The 16131-nt window shown below is 48.6% G+C and carries 11 protein-coding genes; 5 read left to right on the top strand and 6 right to left on the bottom strand.

The genetic code is table 11. From position 1 onward, the window contains the following. The first annotated feature begins 256 nt into the window (after positions 1–256). Positions 257–946: a hypothetical protein gene (locus R2K28_RS05750; protein WP_316368409.1), complete on the top strand. Its 690-nt coding sequence runs from the start codon at positions 257–259 to the stop codon at positions 944–946. 123 nt (positions 947–1069) lie between these two features. Here the strand turns inward: R2K28_RS05750 and R2K28_RS05745 are convergent, their stop codons facing one another. After that, positions 1070–4030 carry a putative bifunctional diguanylate cyclase/phosphodiesterase gene (locus R2K28_RS05745; protein ID WP_316368408.1) on the bottom strand — a complete coding sequence of 987 codons (2961 nt, stop codon included), beginning with the start codon at positions 4028–4030 and terminating at the stop codon, positions 1070–1072. Positions 4031–4381: 351 nt separating this feature from the next. Continuing rightward, a complete protein-coding gene (locus tag R2K28_RS05740) occupies positions 4382–5041 on the bottom strand; it encodes an ArsR/SmtB family transcription factor (protein ID WP_316368407.1) in 660 nt (219 codons plus the stop codon). A gap of 94 nt (positions 5042–5135) precedes the next feature. On the opposite strand from R2K28_RS05740, the gene R2K28_RS05735 reads away from it, so the two are divergent. Further along, positions 5136–5978, top strand: coding sequence for a sterol desaturase family protein (locus tag R2K28_RS05735; protein WP_316368406.1), 843 nt, complete (start codon positions 5136–5138; stop codon positions 5976–5978). A 106-nt stretch (positions 5979–6084) separates the two neighbouring features. On the opposite strand, the gene R2K28_RS05730 is transcribed toward R2K28_RS05735, so the two are convergent. The 4 genes from R2K28_RS05730 to R2K28_RS05715 all read right to left on the bottom strand — a co-directional run bounded on the left by R2K28_RS05730 (position 6085) and on the right by R2K28_RS05715 (position 11806). Then, the gene (locus R2K28_RS05730; RefSeq protein ID WP_316368405.1) at positions 6085–6738 is read right to left on the bottom strand and encodes a TorD/DmsD family molecular chaperone; all 654 of its coding nucleotides are present in this window, start codon (positions 6736–6738) and stop codon (positions 6085–6087) included. Positions 6739–6818: 80 nt separating this feature from the next. After that, positions 6819–9341, bottom strand: coding sequence for a molybdopterin-containing oxidoreductase family protein (locus R2K28_RS05725; protein WP_316368404.1), 2523 nt, complete (start codon positions 9339–9341; stop codon positions 6819–6821). Between the two features lie 33 nt (positions 9342–9374). Further along, positions 9375–10226 carry a 4Fe-4S dicluster domain-containing protein gene (locus tag R2K28_RS05720; RefSeq protein ID WP_316368403.1) on the bottom strand — a complete coding sequence of 284 codons (852 nt, stop codon included), beginning with the start codon at positions 10224–10226 and terminating at the stop codon, positions 9375–9377. A 53-nt stretch (positions 10227–10279) separates the two neighbouring features. Then, entirely contained in the window at positions 10280–11806 is a 1527-nt protein-coding gene (locus tag R2K28_RS05715; RefSeq protein ID WP_316368402.1) for a NapC/NirT family cytochrome c, read from the bottom strand. Between the two features lie 563 nt (positions 11807–12369). Between R2K28_RS05715 and R2K28_RS05710 the strand changes: the two genes are divergently transcribed. The 3 genes from R2K28_RS05710 to R2K28_RS05700 are packed head-to-tail and all read left to right on the top strand — an operon-like array spanning position 12370 to position 16113. Then, a complete protein-coding gene (locus tag R2K28_RS05710; protein WP_316368401.1) occupies positions 12370–13239 on the top strand; it encodes a substrate-binding domain-containing protein in 870 nt (289 codons plus the stop codon). A gap of 13 nt (positions 13240–13252) precedes the next feature. Further along, positions 13253–14728: a HAMP domain-containing sensor histidine kinase gene (locus R2K28_RS05705; protein WP_316368400.1), complete on the top strand. Its 1476-nt coding sequence runs from the start codon at positions 13253–13255 to the stop codon at positions 14726–14728. After that, positions 14728–16113 carry a sigma-54-dependent transcriptional regulator gene (locus R2K28_RS05700; RefSeq protein ID WP_316368399.1) on the top strand — a complete coding sequence of 462 codons (1386 nt, stop codon included), beginning with the start codon at positions 14728–14730 and terminating at the stop codon, positions 16111–16113. The genes R2K28_RS05705 and R2K28_RS05700 overlap by 1 nt, the downstream gene beginning before the upstream one ends. Positions 16114–16131: the final 18 nt, after the last annotated feature.

Below are 16131 nucleotides of genomic sequence, written 5' to 3'. Positions count from 1 at the left end.
TTGTGACCATCAAGCTACGCGCCTCCCATGCCTATGCATGCATTAGCAATAAAGTTTCTCACACACCATTTGCCATATCAGTAAAGAAATCAATAAGCAACTCTCATTTATATGGTGTTGAACTTGTGATGAGTGTCTATCTATACCGTAAAGTGAAGAGCTATGATACTGAACGCTATTGGATTGCACCTAATATTCAAAGGCGCTATTAACTGGCAATGCCAGATAACTGTTAATTTCAGGCTGGAATGTTGCAATGGAAATACTACCCAAGAGGATCTATGAGATCCTCAAAGATAAAGGCGTCTCTTCAATACTACATGCAAACAGTGTTGAAAATTCATCTCTTTTTCTTAGAAATCGATGCTTGATGTCACGCGAATATATCGAAAAACTTGGCGTACAAAAGACCACACCAAAATCGAGCCACAGCGGCAATAATTATAGTATCCGGAATGATATATTTGCCGATTCCATAGACATACATAAAAGTGCCAACAGCGCACATGAACATGGTCCTGTGCTTTTAGAACTTGATATTGAAATCATCAGAAACACATTTACAGGAAAGGTTTGGGTTACAAAAAGCAATCCCATGAAATGGGACAGTAATACCCACCATGAAAGAAAATGGTTTGTCTCAGCCAACGACTTGGCCCACAACTTCTCATACGGAAGCTTTGATCACATGGTGGTATTTCGCCATTGCGCAGGAAAATTACCACTTCTCAGTCATCTTAACAGGATTATACTCGATGACCCGAAACTACATACAGATCAACACCAGGTGGATTATTTCAGTATGGCATACGGTGCGCTAAAACTTGCGATGAGAGAAGGCGGTTTTGACGTTCCAATCGAAAAGAGAGCGTGCAACAAGGGCTGTGAATGTTTGAATAACTATAAAGAGGGGATTATAGACCCAGACAAAATGTTCAATCTGTAAGAGTGTGGGACCGGATTGGGATGCAACGACCTCTCCCTGCATCGATATACTTCACCCCCGGGCCACCCAGCACGGGTGACCAAAGCATACATCATCGATCACACGGCCGCACATTACTTACTCTTAAGGCAGGTGCCTTTTGTGCTGTAGCATTTCTGCGAAATCATCAGGTGATACAGACTTGCTAAAATACCATCCCTGCACAAAATCACAGCCTTCCTGTCTAAGAAACTCCAACTGCTCAGCCGACTCTACTCCCTCAGCCACAACCCTGACACCCAATCCCTTCGCCATACGTAAGGTTGCGATGATTAATTCGCGATCGCTTGGATCTTCTATAATATCTCGCACGAAAACACGATCGATCTTCAAAGTATCGAAATGGTAGTCTCTTAAATAACTGAGCGATGAATAGCCGGTGCCAAAATCATCCATCGAGATACTCACACCTAGTTCATGCAGTTTGGTTATGATTTGGGCCGCACCCACCTCATCACCAAGCAGCATGCCTTCGGTGATCTCCAGTTCGATTTGATTACCAGTAACACCCGCACGTTTCATGGCACGTCCAAGCAGATCGACGAAACCCACTTTTCTGAACTGACGGGGTGATACGTTCAAGGCCATGCGAAAGTCTTCATCGATCCAACGTTCCCAATGCTTCAGGTAGGTCAATGCAGTATCGATCACCCATTCACCGATTGTGATTATCATGCCAGTCTGTTCAGCAATTTCAATAAACTCGGTGGTAGATACCCGACCCAGGATTTCGTTATGCCACCTCAATAGGGCTTCAACACCAATAATCTTGTCGCTGGACAATTCAACCATCGGCTGAAACTCGATATATAACTCATTACGCTGAAGGGCCATGCGTAACTGCTCCTCCATCTGCAGACGATGGGCCACATGTCGATTCATCGATTCAGTAAAGTAATGAAAGGTATTTCCGCCCATTGCCTTCGAATGGTACATCGCCGTATCAGCATTGCGCAGCAACAGCAGCGGTTTATCTCCGTGGTCAGGGTAGATCGAGATACCCATGCTTGCGGTCAGCATTACCTGCCTATTCATGACCAAAAAAATCTCCTGGAAGGTCTCAAGGATTTTCTCGGCTACAGGACGTATCGCTTCTGCATCTGCATTTTCTTGGATCAGAACAACAAACTCATCACCCCCCAAGCGAGCAACAGTGTCCGAACTGCGAATAGTCTGTTCAAGTCGAGTCGCAGCCATTCTCAGAACCTGATCACCCACCTCGTGTCCAAGGGCATCGTTTATCTTTTTGAAATCGTCCAGATCCAGAAACAGCAGGGCTGTAGTTTCGCCTTTGCGTGCTGCCAGATTAATATTCTGTTGCAGACGATCCAACGCCAGAAAACGGTTTGGCAGACCGGTCAACGCGTCGTAATGTGCCTGGTAGAGCAGCTGCTCCTGCTGCAACCTTCGTTGGGTAATATCGGTAAACAGGGTGATCGAGCCCTTGTATCCCTGTTCTCTGCTTAAAATCGGTGATGCAGAGGCGAGCGTCCACAAATTTTTACCATCTATGCGGCGAAGCCTTCTCTCGCTGACATCGGTTTCACCATGATGTAATATCGATTCTATCTCCTGGTGACTCTCCGTATCCTCCGCAAACAGAAAATCCGACATCTTTCGGCCCAGCATTTCCTGTACGCTATAACCCAGCATCTCCGCCATAGATGAGTTGACGAATGTGGTGATGTTGTCGCTGTCGACAACCCAGACCCCCTCACTTGCCGTATCCACGATGAGCCGGTAACGCTCCTCACTGTGCCGCAACTCCTCCTCAGCCATCTTCTGATCAGTGATATCATGAGCGATGCCGATCACACTCACCACCCGGTCATGTTCATCCTTTTCGGGAATATACAGTACACTGTAGCTGCGTCTGCCTTCCCCCGTCTGCCATTCGGTCTCCAAACGGTTAGCAATCCCCTCGTCGAAGGTGCGCCTGATAATTGTTGTGAGCATGGCATTTTCCGGGTCACTACTGGGCCCGTTGGAAGTCAGTAACGTGCCAACAGCCTCTTCTGCACTCAGGTTGAAGGTTTTCAGAGACGTCTGATTTAGCAGAAGCACGCGTCCATCGCGGTCAAAACGCGCGATACAATCAGGGAGGTTATCGAACAGGGTATGAAACTGCAGTTCAGCCTCTTTGAGCTTTCCCTCGCTCTCTTTCAGATCACGAAGGATCAGCATGCTGGTCAAACCATCAGACAGGCGTAAACCGATTTCATTCAGCAGGCGCTCTTCACTGGCGCTCCATTTCCGTACCGAGGAACATTGATGGATACCGAACTGCCAGGGCTTGCCGATCTTCGGATAGATCACCATAGACATGAAGGACTTCACCTGAAACTGCGTCTCCACCTCTGGCGGGATGATCCGGATTGTTTCAGGACCAAATTGAATCGGACCATCGCTGGCAAGCATGTGTAGGAAGGAGTCTGCAACTTCAGGCGTCATCTCGATCTCGAGCCCCAGCGCCTGCGCCCCAGGGTAGGCTGGCCGGGTTCGCTCCATTGGCACCTGCCAGGTGGCGGCATCGGGATCACAGGGGTGGAGCAGAAAGGTACGGTCGCAGTTGAATATATCTAGAACCAAATCGAGCACATCGCTCATCATCTGTTTCAGATCCGACGCCTGCTGGATAGTGCGATTGATCCTGTCCATGTTCTTGAAAAAACAAAGATTCGACAGACGTTCGCCTTCGGAATCAGCCTTGTCTGTGATATCCCTGACATTTCCCATCAAACGCACAATATGACTCTCCACATCGCAAATAGGCGTTATTTGCGCCAGCAGGCTACGTCCACCAACGATGATAGGAATCCAGGAGGATAGGTTGTACGCATCGTTTTCCTGAAAATTTTCCCGGAGCTGCTGGAAAAATTGTTGCGAAGCCCCGTCTTTCCCGGCTACATCGCCAGCAGCCGAGGCCGATGGTTCACTGCACCGCTGCATCAACTGAAACCAGGCCGGATTGGCATCTAATAGATCGATACCGCCATGCGCAGTCACCTCGGCAGTAAAGGCTGGTTCTGTCTGATTACCTGGCAAATAATCCCACGGAAACTCCATTCCGTTATTGCCTATGATATTCACATGAGTCATATCTGCTGCCTGACATATTGGCATAGAAAACATGGTCCACGAGATCCATCTTGAGTGGACATTACCCTAAGGCCTGTTAACACTAATCCAATGCGCCCCGCAGGAAGTGCCCTTGGGGTGCACTCTGCTGGGACTGTTTTTGCGCCCAGCAAGGCAGAATGAGCGTGGTGTAGCCCGGCTACATGAGCGAATGATAACGCCGCTGGGCGCAAAAACAGCCCCAGCCCTTCATAATTTAACTATATGTCCGATCAATGGTTTATGAAAGAGGGCTAATATGTGATCTACCGGGTTTGATCATCTCTCGACCGGTAATCCCTCCAGCAGCCACTCCGGAAGCCCCCCTTCCAAACGGTACGCCGTCAATCCTTTCAGTCTCAGTTTGGCCACCGCATCAAAGGCCAATACACAATGGGGACCGCGACAGTAGGCGACGATTTCACGTTCTGGATCCAAACTGTCAAGATGTGCTTCAAGCTCGTTAATCGGGATGTTGATGGCTCCGGGCAGATGCCCCGATTGGTACTCCTCCCTGGGGCGAACATCCAGCACGGTTACCAGGCCCTGTTTCACACGCTCGAGCAGTTCACTGGCCGGTATGGGCTCCAGGCCGTCTTTGACCTTCAGATAGTCATCCACAAGACGGTCCACTTCCGCCAGGCGGTGTTCCGCCACTTCGCGCAATGCTGCGAGCAGGGATGAAACATCCATACCACTCAAGCGATAAATGACCTTGTGACCCTCCTTGCGGTTAACCACCAGGCCTGCCTGCCGCAACTGCTGCAGGTGTTGCGAAGTATTCGCCACCGTCAGTCCCGATACCTGCGCCAAGGCATCCACACTGCGTTCGCCCTGCGCCAGAAATTCCAACAATTCCAAACGGTAACCGTTACTCATCGCCTTAGCGACCCGGGCAAACTCATTGAACAGATCGTGTTTGAAATGCGTACTTGACATATTGGCCCCAATGAACTTCAATAATTCAAGAGATCTATTGAATTATGGATATTTAAAAAATTATAGCAGAAATGGCATTGGAGGATAGATGGTCATGAATTGGAACGACTGGGTCCTTGGCAACGAACTCCCCATCCGTTTGAGCTTCTTTTTCGGTATATTCGCCCTCATAGCCCTGTGGGAGGTCTTCTCACCCCGTCGTCAGCTGACTGATTCCAAAGGGGCTCGCTGGATTAACAATCTCGGCCTTATCGCACTCAACTCTGTGGTTCTGCGCCTACTCTTCCCAGCAGCTGCAGTGGGTATGGCGGTAGTTGCCCAGGAACAGGGTTGGGGAGTGCTCAACCACTACGCGCTACCACTTCCGCTGGCAGCGATCATGGCGGTGGTGGCAATGGATTTCGTCATCTACCTGCAGCATGTGATGGTCCATGCCGTTCCCCTGCTCTGGCGCTTGCACCGGGTCCACCATGCCGACCTTGATTACGATGTCACAACCGGTGCCCGCTTTCACACCATTGAGATCATCCTCTCCATGCTGATTAAAATGGCCACCATTACACTGCTGGGGCCGCCGGTGGTAGCAGTAGTGATTTTTGAGGTTTTGCTGAATGCCACCGCCATGTTCAATCACGGTAATATCTCGATACCGGAAAAGATCGACCGGGTGTTGCGCCTGTTTGTAGTCACACCCGACATGCACCGGGTTCACCATTCGATCCATGCCCCCTTGGCCAACTCCAACTTCGGTTTCAATCTACCCTGGTGGGATCGCCTGTTCGGTACCTATGTGGCGCAACCCCCCGAAGGACATGTGGCGATGGAGATCGGCGTGAATGAGTTTCGCGATCCACAAAAGGTGGATCGACTGCCGGGTATGCTGATGCTTCCGTTCGTACGCCAACCGGGTGAATACACCATCAACCGGCGCTGGTGAACAATATGAATATGCTCAATATATTGATCGACCCCCTAATCAGCACCTAGCGCAGCTATAATGGACCGCGCCAGGTCAAGGCACTTGGGAGCAAAGATGCCTCATCTCAAGCAGCTGTATCGGTTGCAATGCTCTGCCGTTCAAACTCCATATACTGTTTAGTCAGCTCAGCCATCACTCTATAGAAGGGTATTTCAGCCTGATCCAAGACTGCATCACAGAAAGAATTCACCCAACACAGGAGATGTTGTTCTAGAAACTTATGCTGCACTAGCTGACATTGTTCTGCACTCTCTCGGTCTTCCTGCAGCCACTTGTCGGCTTCCCACTCTGTCAGTTTCTGCATAAACTCAAGTTCAACACTGATATGATCAGGAAGACCGGTAAAGTTTTTCCCATATTCGAGACCGGTGGCCTGGATAAATTTTTTCACTTCGACAGTCTTTACACCCCATAGGCCACCCATTTCACCATCTGCCTCGTTAAAGATAGACTCATGGGCAGAGATATGTTGACCAGGACCGATGAACAGGCGGGCATACTCTATTGCCAACTCCTCAACCACCTCAGATTCACGGTCGTTATAGAACCGCTCACCTAATTCAACACCCAAGCCGGTGAAGGTACCCAACAAACTGTCACTCCTCATTCTCTTGATCAGGTCCTGACTGGGCTCGCGTCGAAAAACCGTACTCAATAGCCCATATATATCACTTCTTGATCTGGCACTATCAACCAAGTCTTTTCTGTCAATTCCCATATCAATCCTCCTGCTACAATCAACCATTCGTCGCGATTCAGCAGCCCCTCATTACGGGGCTGCCGATGCTTTCTATGAATCTATACCTTGGCGACTTTTACCACTGTATCCATCCACCGTTGTCCGCCACTAATCGGGTCGGAACTGTTCGGAATGATTGAATTGGGATGTATTCCATGCTTGTCCCACCACATATTCTTGGCATCCGGATCTGCGCTTGCACCCCCGGGTGTGGGAGAACTTTTACCCGATCCGTAGATACCTGAATGCTGACGTCCCAAGTGGTGTGAAATGGCGATGATACCGGGGATGATTCCCTCGGTAACATGGGCCGTGGTGGTTATCTCACCAAGCTCACTGGCCACCTTGATGCGGTCACCATCCTTGATGCCACGAGCAGCAGCAGTCTTGCTATTTATCCAAGCTGGATTGTCGTGCTTGATCTCAGTGAGCCACTTGCAATGCGATGTGCGAGAGTGGGTATGCACGGCCACCTTGTAGGTAGTCAAATGCAAATCATCCTTACCCATCTTCTGATGCTCGGGTATCGGCGTATAAGTTGGGAACGGCGGGAATCCCTTTGCCGCAAAGTTGTCTGAGTAGAAGTCGAGCAATCCGGACTTTACAAAAGATGTATTGGGTGGATAGGCCTTGCGTGGCGTTCCAGCAATATTCTGAGCAACATAGGCATCCTTAGCCCCCTCGACTCCCAGGAATCCTTTACTCCTGGCCTCGGCCTCGCTGACCCCCGCCTGCTTGTAATTCCAGTAGACACCTGTCTTCTCATCGAGAATCACACCATCGCCGGAGACATCAACCTTGGCTTCATAGAAACCAAAATTCGGCTTGGCGTTCTTATCGTGCCAGACACCCTGTTTCTTCATGTACTCGAAGCCACCGGCCTCCTTGACTCCCGGTGTCAATTCACAGGACTTACGCACATACTCCTCCTTGCTCGAATAGGCCAGTTCGATACCCAACCGCTTCGCCAATCCGGCGAAAATCTCACCCTGATCCCGCGCCTCACCCAGCGGCTTGATAAGGGGTTGTCGGATGTAGTACTCGGCAACTCCGGTCGGAGATACCATATCTTCAGTATCCCAGCGTTCCAGATAGGTGACATCCGGCAGGATAAGGTCGGCGTATTGTGAAGTCTCGTCATAAACGATATTTGAATTCACATAGAACGGAATCAAGCTCTCATCCTTCAAGATCGCTTCAGCCTCGTTGTTGTTTCCATTTATAAAGGCCTGATTGTTACAGCTCGACCAGTAAACCTTGGGTCTGCCATTTTGCCCATCCTTGATCATCGGAAGGTTTTGCTGGCTGCATTGGTGAGTTGGAAAAGCCGCTTCACCAGGAAAACCATTCACGATATCCAGACCTTTTTGTACTTTGGCCTTGGGTGAATGGGGTGCCTTCCAACCGGCGCCTACGCCCATTACCCGCCCACCTTTTCTATCCAGGTTATTGGTTATCGCCGACAGCAACATCGCAGCGCGCTCCTGATCCGCGCCGTGATAATGCATAACAGTGCCACGATAACCAATCAAACAAGCTGACTTGGCCTTGGCATAGCCGCGTGCAATCTGCCTGATCTTATCGGCCGGAACACCGCTTTCCTTTGCCGCAAACTCCGGCGTGAACTTTTCGACATGCTTTTTAATAGCCGCGATCTTTTCATCATCAGTGGCATGATAATCCGGCGATACACGCATATATTTAAGATGATCCCTGCGGAACAATTTTTCGTTCATTATTACGTTGACCATGGCAAGCATCACAAGACCGTCCTTGCCAACGTTGATGGGAATCCACTCGGTTGATTTGGCAGCCGTGTTGGAAAGACGCACATCAAAGGTGTAGAGGGGGACGTTGCGGTCAACCATTGCCCTAATCAGACGTTGCGAAGTTGGTATGTGGTTGGTATGGGTCTCGAACTGGTTTGAACCAAAATTCACCACGAAATCTGTATGATCGTAATCCCAGTTATCGTACATCCCGCCCCATAAGCTCTCCTGACCAACCCATTTTGGTCCTTCACAGACCGATGTATGGGTGCCAATGGTGTGCGAACCGAAGGCATCCATGAAATCGTGCATGATCGAGGACTGACTACCCTTGTGGCGGCCATACTGGTACATGAACAGTTCCGGTGTGCCGGCATCAAGCAGCGGTTTGAGCTTGGATGCCATAAGATCCAGTGCCTCATCCCAGGAGACTCTCTTCCACTTATGTTCACCACGCTTACCCACACGCAGCATTGGATAGAGAATACGATCCGGGAAATAGACATGATTGACGCCGGCCTGTCCCTTGGCGCAAAGCTTGCCAAGGGTACGAATGGAGTCAGGGTGACCCTCCAGTTTTACCACCCGTCCATCTTCAACATAGCCGATCATGGCATCACGGGTAACACACTGCCAACAGGCGGTAGGAATTGCCTGCAACTCCTTCTTGGTGGTTGGTGAGAAATCGCGGCCTCCTGCCTGCAGCTTGATCGATCCGGCCAATGCACCTTGACTGAAACCCAATCCTGCAGCCAATGCACTGCCGCCACCAGCTGCCAATTTGATAAAATTTCGACGATTTAACTTTTTCATATCAATTCCTCTCTAAAAACATGCCGCAAGGGACTAAACAATCTGATCCACAAAGTGGTCCAGTTTTCCCTTCTTCCGCTGTGTATAGAGGGTCTTTAAGATATTATCCGGATCAATATAGAACACATGCGGGTTGGTTCCCTCATCAGCAAGCAGCACATTATCGGGTGTCGCAAGATTGTGCTGTTTCACGAGTTGCGAAACCTGGCTGTTTGGATCGTTAAGATCGCCAAAGATACGCGCACGCCCTTGACAGGTATTGACACATGATGGCTCTACCCCATTGTCGACTCGATGTGCGCACATATCGCACTTGTCGGCTGCCTGCTTGGTTGGATCAGCACCAGCTTTGACAAAGGGATCAAATGAACGAACACCATACGGACAGGCATCAATACATTTGCCACAACCGATGCACTTCTCTTTATCTATCAGGATCAAGCCGTCCGGTCGTTTATAAGTAGCGCCAGTCCGATAACGTATTGTCTTCCCATCAGCAGTCTTGAACTTGACACGCTTGCCAGGGTATTCCGGACAGGCTTTCACACATGGCGGAACAGCATCCTTTTCATTTCCTTCGCAGTGATTACACATCAATGGCAGGAATGCCTTCTTAGTATTTGGATAGCTACCCATGGTCTTCTCTTGGATGACTGCCCTGAACCGGCCAAGCGATACCCTGTTCTCCGATTTACATGCCACCGTACAGGCCCTGCAGCCAATACACCGCCTGAGATCCATGACCATTGCCCAGCGAGGGGCTTTCGATTGCGCCGCCTCAAGCGAAACATTTGGTGTTGCCAGTGCTGCTGCACCAGCGGCTGCGGAACCGACGCCACCTAGAAACTTGCGGCGACTGATTTCCGGTTGTTTCTGATCACTCATACTGTTCTCTCCTCATCCTCCGCGTGTATTGGTAGCGTAATACTGCTAACGCCTCATTCAGTAGTCCTTGTTGCTTCAAGTAGTTCAATCGTGTCTTCGAAATTACCAAAGGCGCCATCAAGAATAGTGATTGCATATTTCTTGTTGTGAACGCCGTTACCGACACGCACTATATTCAACAGCTCTTTGCCCTTGCCCATCATCGACTCTGCCAGGGATAACTGCTCCTCAGTCAAGTTCGCTTCCAATTCTGCAAGCAGATCCAGTGCTTCAGTTTCAACCTCTTCTACATCAGCAACCTCACTGCCGAGCAACTCCTTCCAGTCGCTGAGCATTTGTATATGCTGATCTGTGTGACAGGCAGCGCAGGTATCACCGGATGCAGTTCTTACATCATGCCCCCTGCTCAATGTCTTCTTTAGATGACAAGCCATACAGTTGGTATTGACTTCATACATCAGATGCGGAGTACCTGAAATCTCCTCATCAACAGGCATTCCTGAAAGCAGCAGCTTTTGATATTTATGTTGATCAACGTGGCAGAGTTGGCAATCGTTGCGTACAAAATCGAGATGATCGGTTCTGTTCTTGTGTTCGATCACACTATGGCAATCAAAACAGTCCGCCTTGTCGGGCACATGCTTGTCATGCATCAGTGTCTTGTCTCCTGCAGTGGCCAGCAGGGTTTGACTTCTGTTGTGGCAGGTCAAGCATCCATTCGACACCACATTTCCGGTAACGACCTCTCCCCCGCCCTTCACCACCTCGAAATGGCAGCTCTCACAGGCCACATTCGCTTCCTGTATCGACTGATGTGTTATCGGTTTCTTGGTTGTTGCCTCATCACCGACCTGCAACTGGCTTTGCAAGGATGTTTCAGGGATCGCATGACAGATATCGCAACGGGACGCCCCCTGGTTGAAATCTATGGCTGGTCTGTTTACGAAGGTGATCTTCTGAATATCGCCACCTGTACAACACTCACTCATCTCAGCCTTATCAAGGGTGGGTTTTTCAAGCTTCAAATGGCACAGATAGCAGATCTCCGTGGGGACCTCAAAATGCTTGGCTTCTGATGTTTTAAAGTGGCAGGTATCACAAGTAATCGGGTAGCCATCGAGCGCCTGGTCACTGAAATGGACCTGGTGTTTGAAGCGAACCTTCTCTGTGTACTGTATTTCAATTTGGCCAAGCATTTCCCGATCGTGGCAACCTGCTTGCAGACAGGCGCCATCCGGGATCACCGGGCGTATGGGTAGTGGCGCATTCGGGTTATAGAGATAGGCAGCCAGATGTCGCAATCCCTCATATTTTGCCTTCAGAGAGTGTTTATCACCTGGTAGAAAGTGACAATCTACGCAATCTGCCTGCATCCCATCAGGGTTGTTGCTCTTGTGGTGGTAGTTCGATTTCCAGGCCTCATACTGTTCTGTCATGGTATGGCAACTACCGCCACAAAATGAGGATTGTGCGGTATAGTACTCAACACCACCCCAGGCAGTTAAAAAAAACAGAATTGCCGCAACAAAAAGAATTGCCGCCAATCGCCAGGTAATATTTATCCCGCCGCCACTGTTCATTGCCCAGTCTTCTCCAACTCCAAACTATGGCTAAGTTATTCGGTATGAGAAAAAATGCATTGCTGAACAAAAGGGCAAGAGTCGCGCCATATTTCTATCTACTTGAATTAACAAGATTAATATAATGCTGGTGAGATTAAGGCTAAAACTTGTTACCAGGCGGTAACAAAAACAGAAAAAAGGTAACCAGGAAAAACTAAACTATAAATTTCATACTGTTAGAGTAACTACTCGATATCATTCCGTTACCAATGGGTAACAGAGTGAAAATAGGTGACAGCAACTCACCATATTCTTATTTACCCTGCCGAAACAGTCACTACTATTTGTCATCAGAGCGGCAATAGCGCAACTACATTTATATCAAGATGACGATATCCAGATATATATAGTGGTTTTTTTGCTATCCTTTCCAGGATAGGGCTTTACAAATAGTGACAGTTATAGTCAACGAAAGCTTATGTCACCCACATAGAGTACAAGACACATACTTAATGAAAGTATGGTCGTGACATTTAATCCAAACCTGAATACTGAGTAGCAATCTTTCTTGAGGAACACCAGTGCGTCTGATCTGTTTATTAATGCTTATCTGGATCAATCCTGTTTTTGCCAGCGAAACAGAGCCGCCCATACGCTTTGGTTTAACCGCTGTGGTAGTCACTGAAAATCTCAGGTTTCTAGACCAGTGGAGCCAATATCTAGGTCAGAAGATGAATCGTAAGGTTGAATTTGTGCTGCGGAAATCTTATCAGGATGTGATGGATCTGTTGGATTCAGGTGGTATCGATTTTGCCTGGATATGCGGTTATCCATATGTCCAGATCAGAAAACCTGAATCGCTGCAACTGCTGACCGTACCGATCTACCGAGGCGCACCCCGTTATCACTCTTACATCATTGTTCACCATGACAGCCCAGACCAACACTTCAGCGACCTGAAGGGAAAAATATTTGCCTTCTCAGATCCTGATTCCAATTCAGGATTCCTCTATCCTCTTTCCTTAATGATAGAGAAAGGTGAGAAACCAGAAACATTTTTCCGCCATACTTTTTTTACTTTCAATCATGCTGAGACAGTTCAGGCTGTCTCCGAACAAGTTGCTGATGCCGGAGCCGTCGATTCCTATATATGGGAATATCTAGCCATCTTCAGACCCGACATCACTGAGAAAACCAGAATCATAAAAACTTCACCCAGCTTCGGCTTTCCACCTATTGTTTCCCGTGTAGGTGTAAACGACGCCACTGTCGGTCTGATGAAGAGTACCTTAGAGAGAATGGATGAGGATTCAGCCGGCAAGGCACTCCTGGAAAACCTGAAACTGGACGGCTTTGGTCACTTTTCTGATTCATTGTTCAACGATATCCGCGCTATGGTTTACAAAATCAAACGATCCGATCCTATCTATTCCATGTTACCAACTGACTAAGTATAGAGTTTCGATGCCGATATTCAGCCCAAAATCATGGCCATTGGCTATCAAGCTATCACTTACCATCACAACTGTTGTGGCGGCAGTAGGTTTTATGATCGGCGCAGTGATCGTGGTACAGGACCTGAAACGCTTTCAGGATGAATTAGGTGCCAAGGCCCTTCTGCTATCCGAATTTGTCGCCGTCACCACACCCAAGGTTATGCTGCGCAGTGACTACTGGCAGCTCTATCTTAGCTTGAAGAACATGGCATCCAGAAGATCAGACACAACAGGTGGTCATGAAGTAATCACTGCAATGATACTGGATGCAGATGGCAAGGTTCTGGCACATCTTCATCCCGCGGGTAATAAAATTGGCCTACCGTTTTCACCTGACAACAAGATTGAAGAGAGGCTGTTTAAACAAGCCATGAATACAAGGTCAACCATTGTGCTAAGCAGTGGGGGTTTTTCAAAGACAGGTTTTCAGGAAGGTGTCGTTCCAATCTTCTCTGATCAAAAATATATGGGTGTTGTTCGAGTTCGTTTGTCTGTCGCGCAATTATACGAAAAAGCAAAAGATACCGCGCTGATCGTTCTTGCACTTGTATTCTGCTTCGTTATTATCGGCAGCGTTTTGGGAACAATTGTGTCACGACGCATGGTCAAACCCCTTACCGCAGTCACCCAGGGACTGGAAGCGGTCGGTCGGGGTGAGATGACGGACTTCACACCTATTCCAATCAAGGAGAGGGACGAGATCGGCCGCCTCAGTGTCACCTTTAACCAAATCATGGTTGAATTGGCTGAAAAAAAGATGCTCGAAGAGGAGATCGCAATGAGTGAGAAACTGGTTGCGCTCGGACGTATAACAGCAGGTGTTGCACATGAAGTAAACAACCCCCTTGCTGGGCTTTTGAACTGTATCGATACGTTGCGCAAGCACCCAGACGATAAAAAACTGATTGACCGTTACCTACCGGTCATCGACCTAGGACTGCACAGAATCAAAGATATCGTTCACAGCCTGTTGGTAGGGCTTAAGATTGAAGAGAGTCATGAATCAATAAGCATTCAGGATATTGATAAACTTCATGATCTCATTCAGGCTGAGATTGGAGACAGGAGTATCGATGTGGTCTGGGATAATCGTGCCAACAAGGATCTCCATATTCCTGGAAAAATCGAACAGATCGTCTGCAACCTGCTGAAGAATGCAATAGAAATACTTCCACAGGGAGGAAATGTTGTTTTCTGCATGCATCAGAATGGGGCCCATCTGATCATCGAGGTCAGTGATAACGGTCCAGGAATACCGGCCAACATAAGGAATCAACTTTTTGATCCTTTTTTCACAACCAAGACAAACGGCACAGGGCTGGGGCTCTGGGTCGTGTATCGATTGGTGCAAAGTATGGAAGGTATAATTGAAGTGATGAGTGACGAGAATCAGGGTACAACATTCCACGTTTCCGTACCGATAATTGCAGTCAAGGCAGCCTGATGCAGGGTAAGCTTAACGATATGCAAGACAGGAGTGGTTTCAACGAATATCGCGTACTATTGGTTGAAGATGATGAAATCATGCGGCTGTCACTCGAAGACAGGTTGAACCTGGAACAGATTCCTGTATGTGCGGTGAGTAACATTGCCAGCGCCAGAAAAGCGCTTGAAGAAGGTGATATCGACCTTGTTGTCACGGACATTCGCCTATCCGATGGCACAGGCATTGAACTGTTTAGCGATATTACTCTCCAGTTTCCCGGCATTCCTGTAATCCTCATGACAGCCTACTGTGACGTATCGGATGCTGTTACCCTGGTCAAGGCCGGGGCACTTGATTATCTGGCCAAACCCTTTGATATCAATGACCTTATTGGCAAGATAGAACACCACCTCTCCTGTAGTGCCGACAGGCGATTGACTCACAATCACTCAGACGCCGAAAACAACTTCAAACCTGGTAGTGGATTCCTTGGCAAAAGTTCAGCCATGCGCAAAATTGAACGTCTGGTTGCCCGTCTTGGAGAGAGTGACAGTTCAGTCTTGCTCACGGGTGAATCCGGGGTTGGTAAAGAGGTGATAGCCACCCTGATACACCGCAATAGTCAACGTCGACATGGCCCTATGATCAAGGTCAACTGTGCTGCACTGTCATCCAGCCTGATTGAAAGTGAACTCTTCGGTCATGAAAAGGGGGCCTTCACCGGGGCAACACAACAACGTATCGGTCGCTTTGAACAGGCTCAAGGTGGGACAATCTTTCTCGATGAGATCGCCGAAGTATCACCCGACATACAGATCAAACTACTGCGCATTCTACAGGAACGTGAATTCGAGCGTGTCGGTGGCTCGGAAACAGTCACACTGGATGCCAGGATCATCGCCGCAACCCAGGTTGCTCTCGCTGAATCCATCAAGAGAAATGAATTCAGATCCGATCTCTACTGGCGCCTCAATGTCATTCACATAGACATCCCTCCACTGCGGGAACGCAGGGAAGATATTGTCTACCTCGCCAGGTTGTTCGCCTCTGAATTTGTCAAAAAATCGGGGAAAAGTATTAAAGGGCTTTCAAAAGAGGTGGAGTTACAGCTGCAATCCATGCCCTTTCCGGGAAATGTCCGTGAACTTAAAAATGCTATCGAAAGAGCGGTCACCTTGTGTGACGCACCCTGGATCAGCATCAATGACCTGCTGACCCAGGAAGACGATAACAAAAACATCAGCATGACAACCCTGAGGCACTCAATTGAAACAGCGGAACGCAAAGCAATCATCATGGCATTAACCGAAAATGACGGGAAAATGAGCCAGGCAGCGGATGCGCTCGGTATATCTCGCAAAAACCTTTGGGAGAAGATGAAGCGCCATGGAATCGAGAAATGAGCACAGTGGTGCGGCAAG

This window comes from Candidatus Thiodiazotropha sp. CDECU1 (genome assembly GCF_963455295.1).
In the GTDB taxonomy this organism is placed as follows: domain Bacteria; phylum Pseudomonadota; class Gammaproteobacteria; order Chromatiales; family Chromatiaceae; genus Thiodiazotropha.
Note: the sequence above shows the minus strand (reverse complement) of the source record. Positions and strands in the feature narration are given on the sequence as shown.

Excerpts from the sequence above, each read along its gene's own strand:
- R2K28_RS05750 (WP_316368409.1), top strand. The coding sequence starts at position 257 with ATGGAAATACTACCCAAGAGGATCTATGAGATCCTCAAAGATAAAGGC.
- R2K28_RS05740 (WP_316368407.1), bottom strand. The coding sequence starts at position 5,041 with ATGTCAAGTACGCATTTCAAACACGATCTGTTCAATGAGTTTGCCCGG.
- R2K28_RS05735 (WP_316368406.1), top strand. The coding sequence starts at position 5,136 with ATGAATTGGAACGACTGGGTCCTTGGCAACGAACTCCCCATCCGTTTG.
- R2K28_RS05730 (WP_316368405.1), bottom strand. The coding sequence starts at position 6,738 with ATGGGAATTGACAGAAAAGACTTGGTTGATAGTGCCAGATCAAGAAGT.
- R2K28_RS05725 (WP_316368404.1), bottom strand. The coding sequence starts at position 9,341 with ATGAAAAAGTTAAATCGTCGAAATTTTATCAAATTGGCAGCTGGTGGC.
- R2K28_RS05720 (WP_316368403.1), bottom strand. The coding sequence starts at position 10,226 with ATGAGTGATCAGAAACAACCGGAAATCAGTCGCCGCAAGTTTCTAGGT.
- R2K28_RS05715 (WP_316368402.1), bottom strand. The coding sequence starts at position 11,806 with ATGAACAGTGGCGGCGGGATAAATATTACCTGGCGATTGGCGGCAATT.
- R2K28_RS05705 (WP_316368400.1), top strand. The coding sequence starts at position 13,253 with ATGCCGATATTCAGCCCAAAATCATGGCCATTGGCTATCAAGCTATCA.
- R2K28_RS05700 (WP_316368399.1), top strand. The coding sequence starts at position 14,728 with ATGCAGGGTAAGCTTAACGATATGCAAGACAGGAGTGGTTTCAACGAA.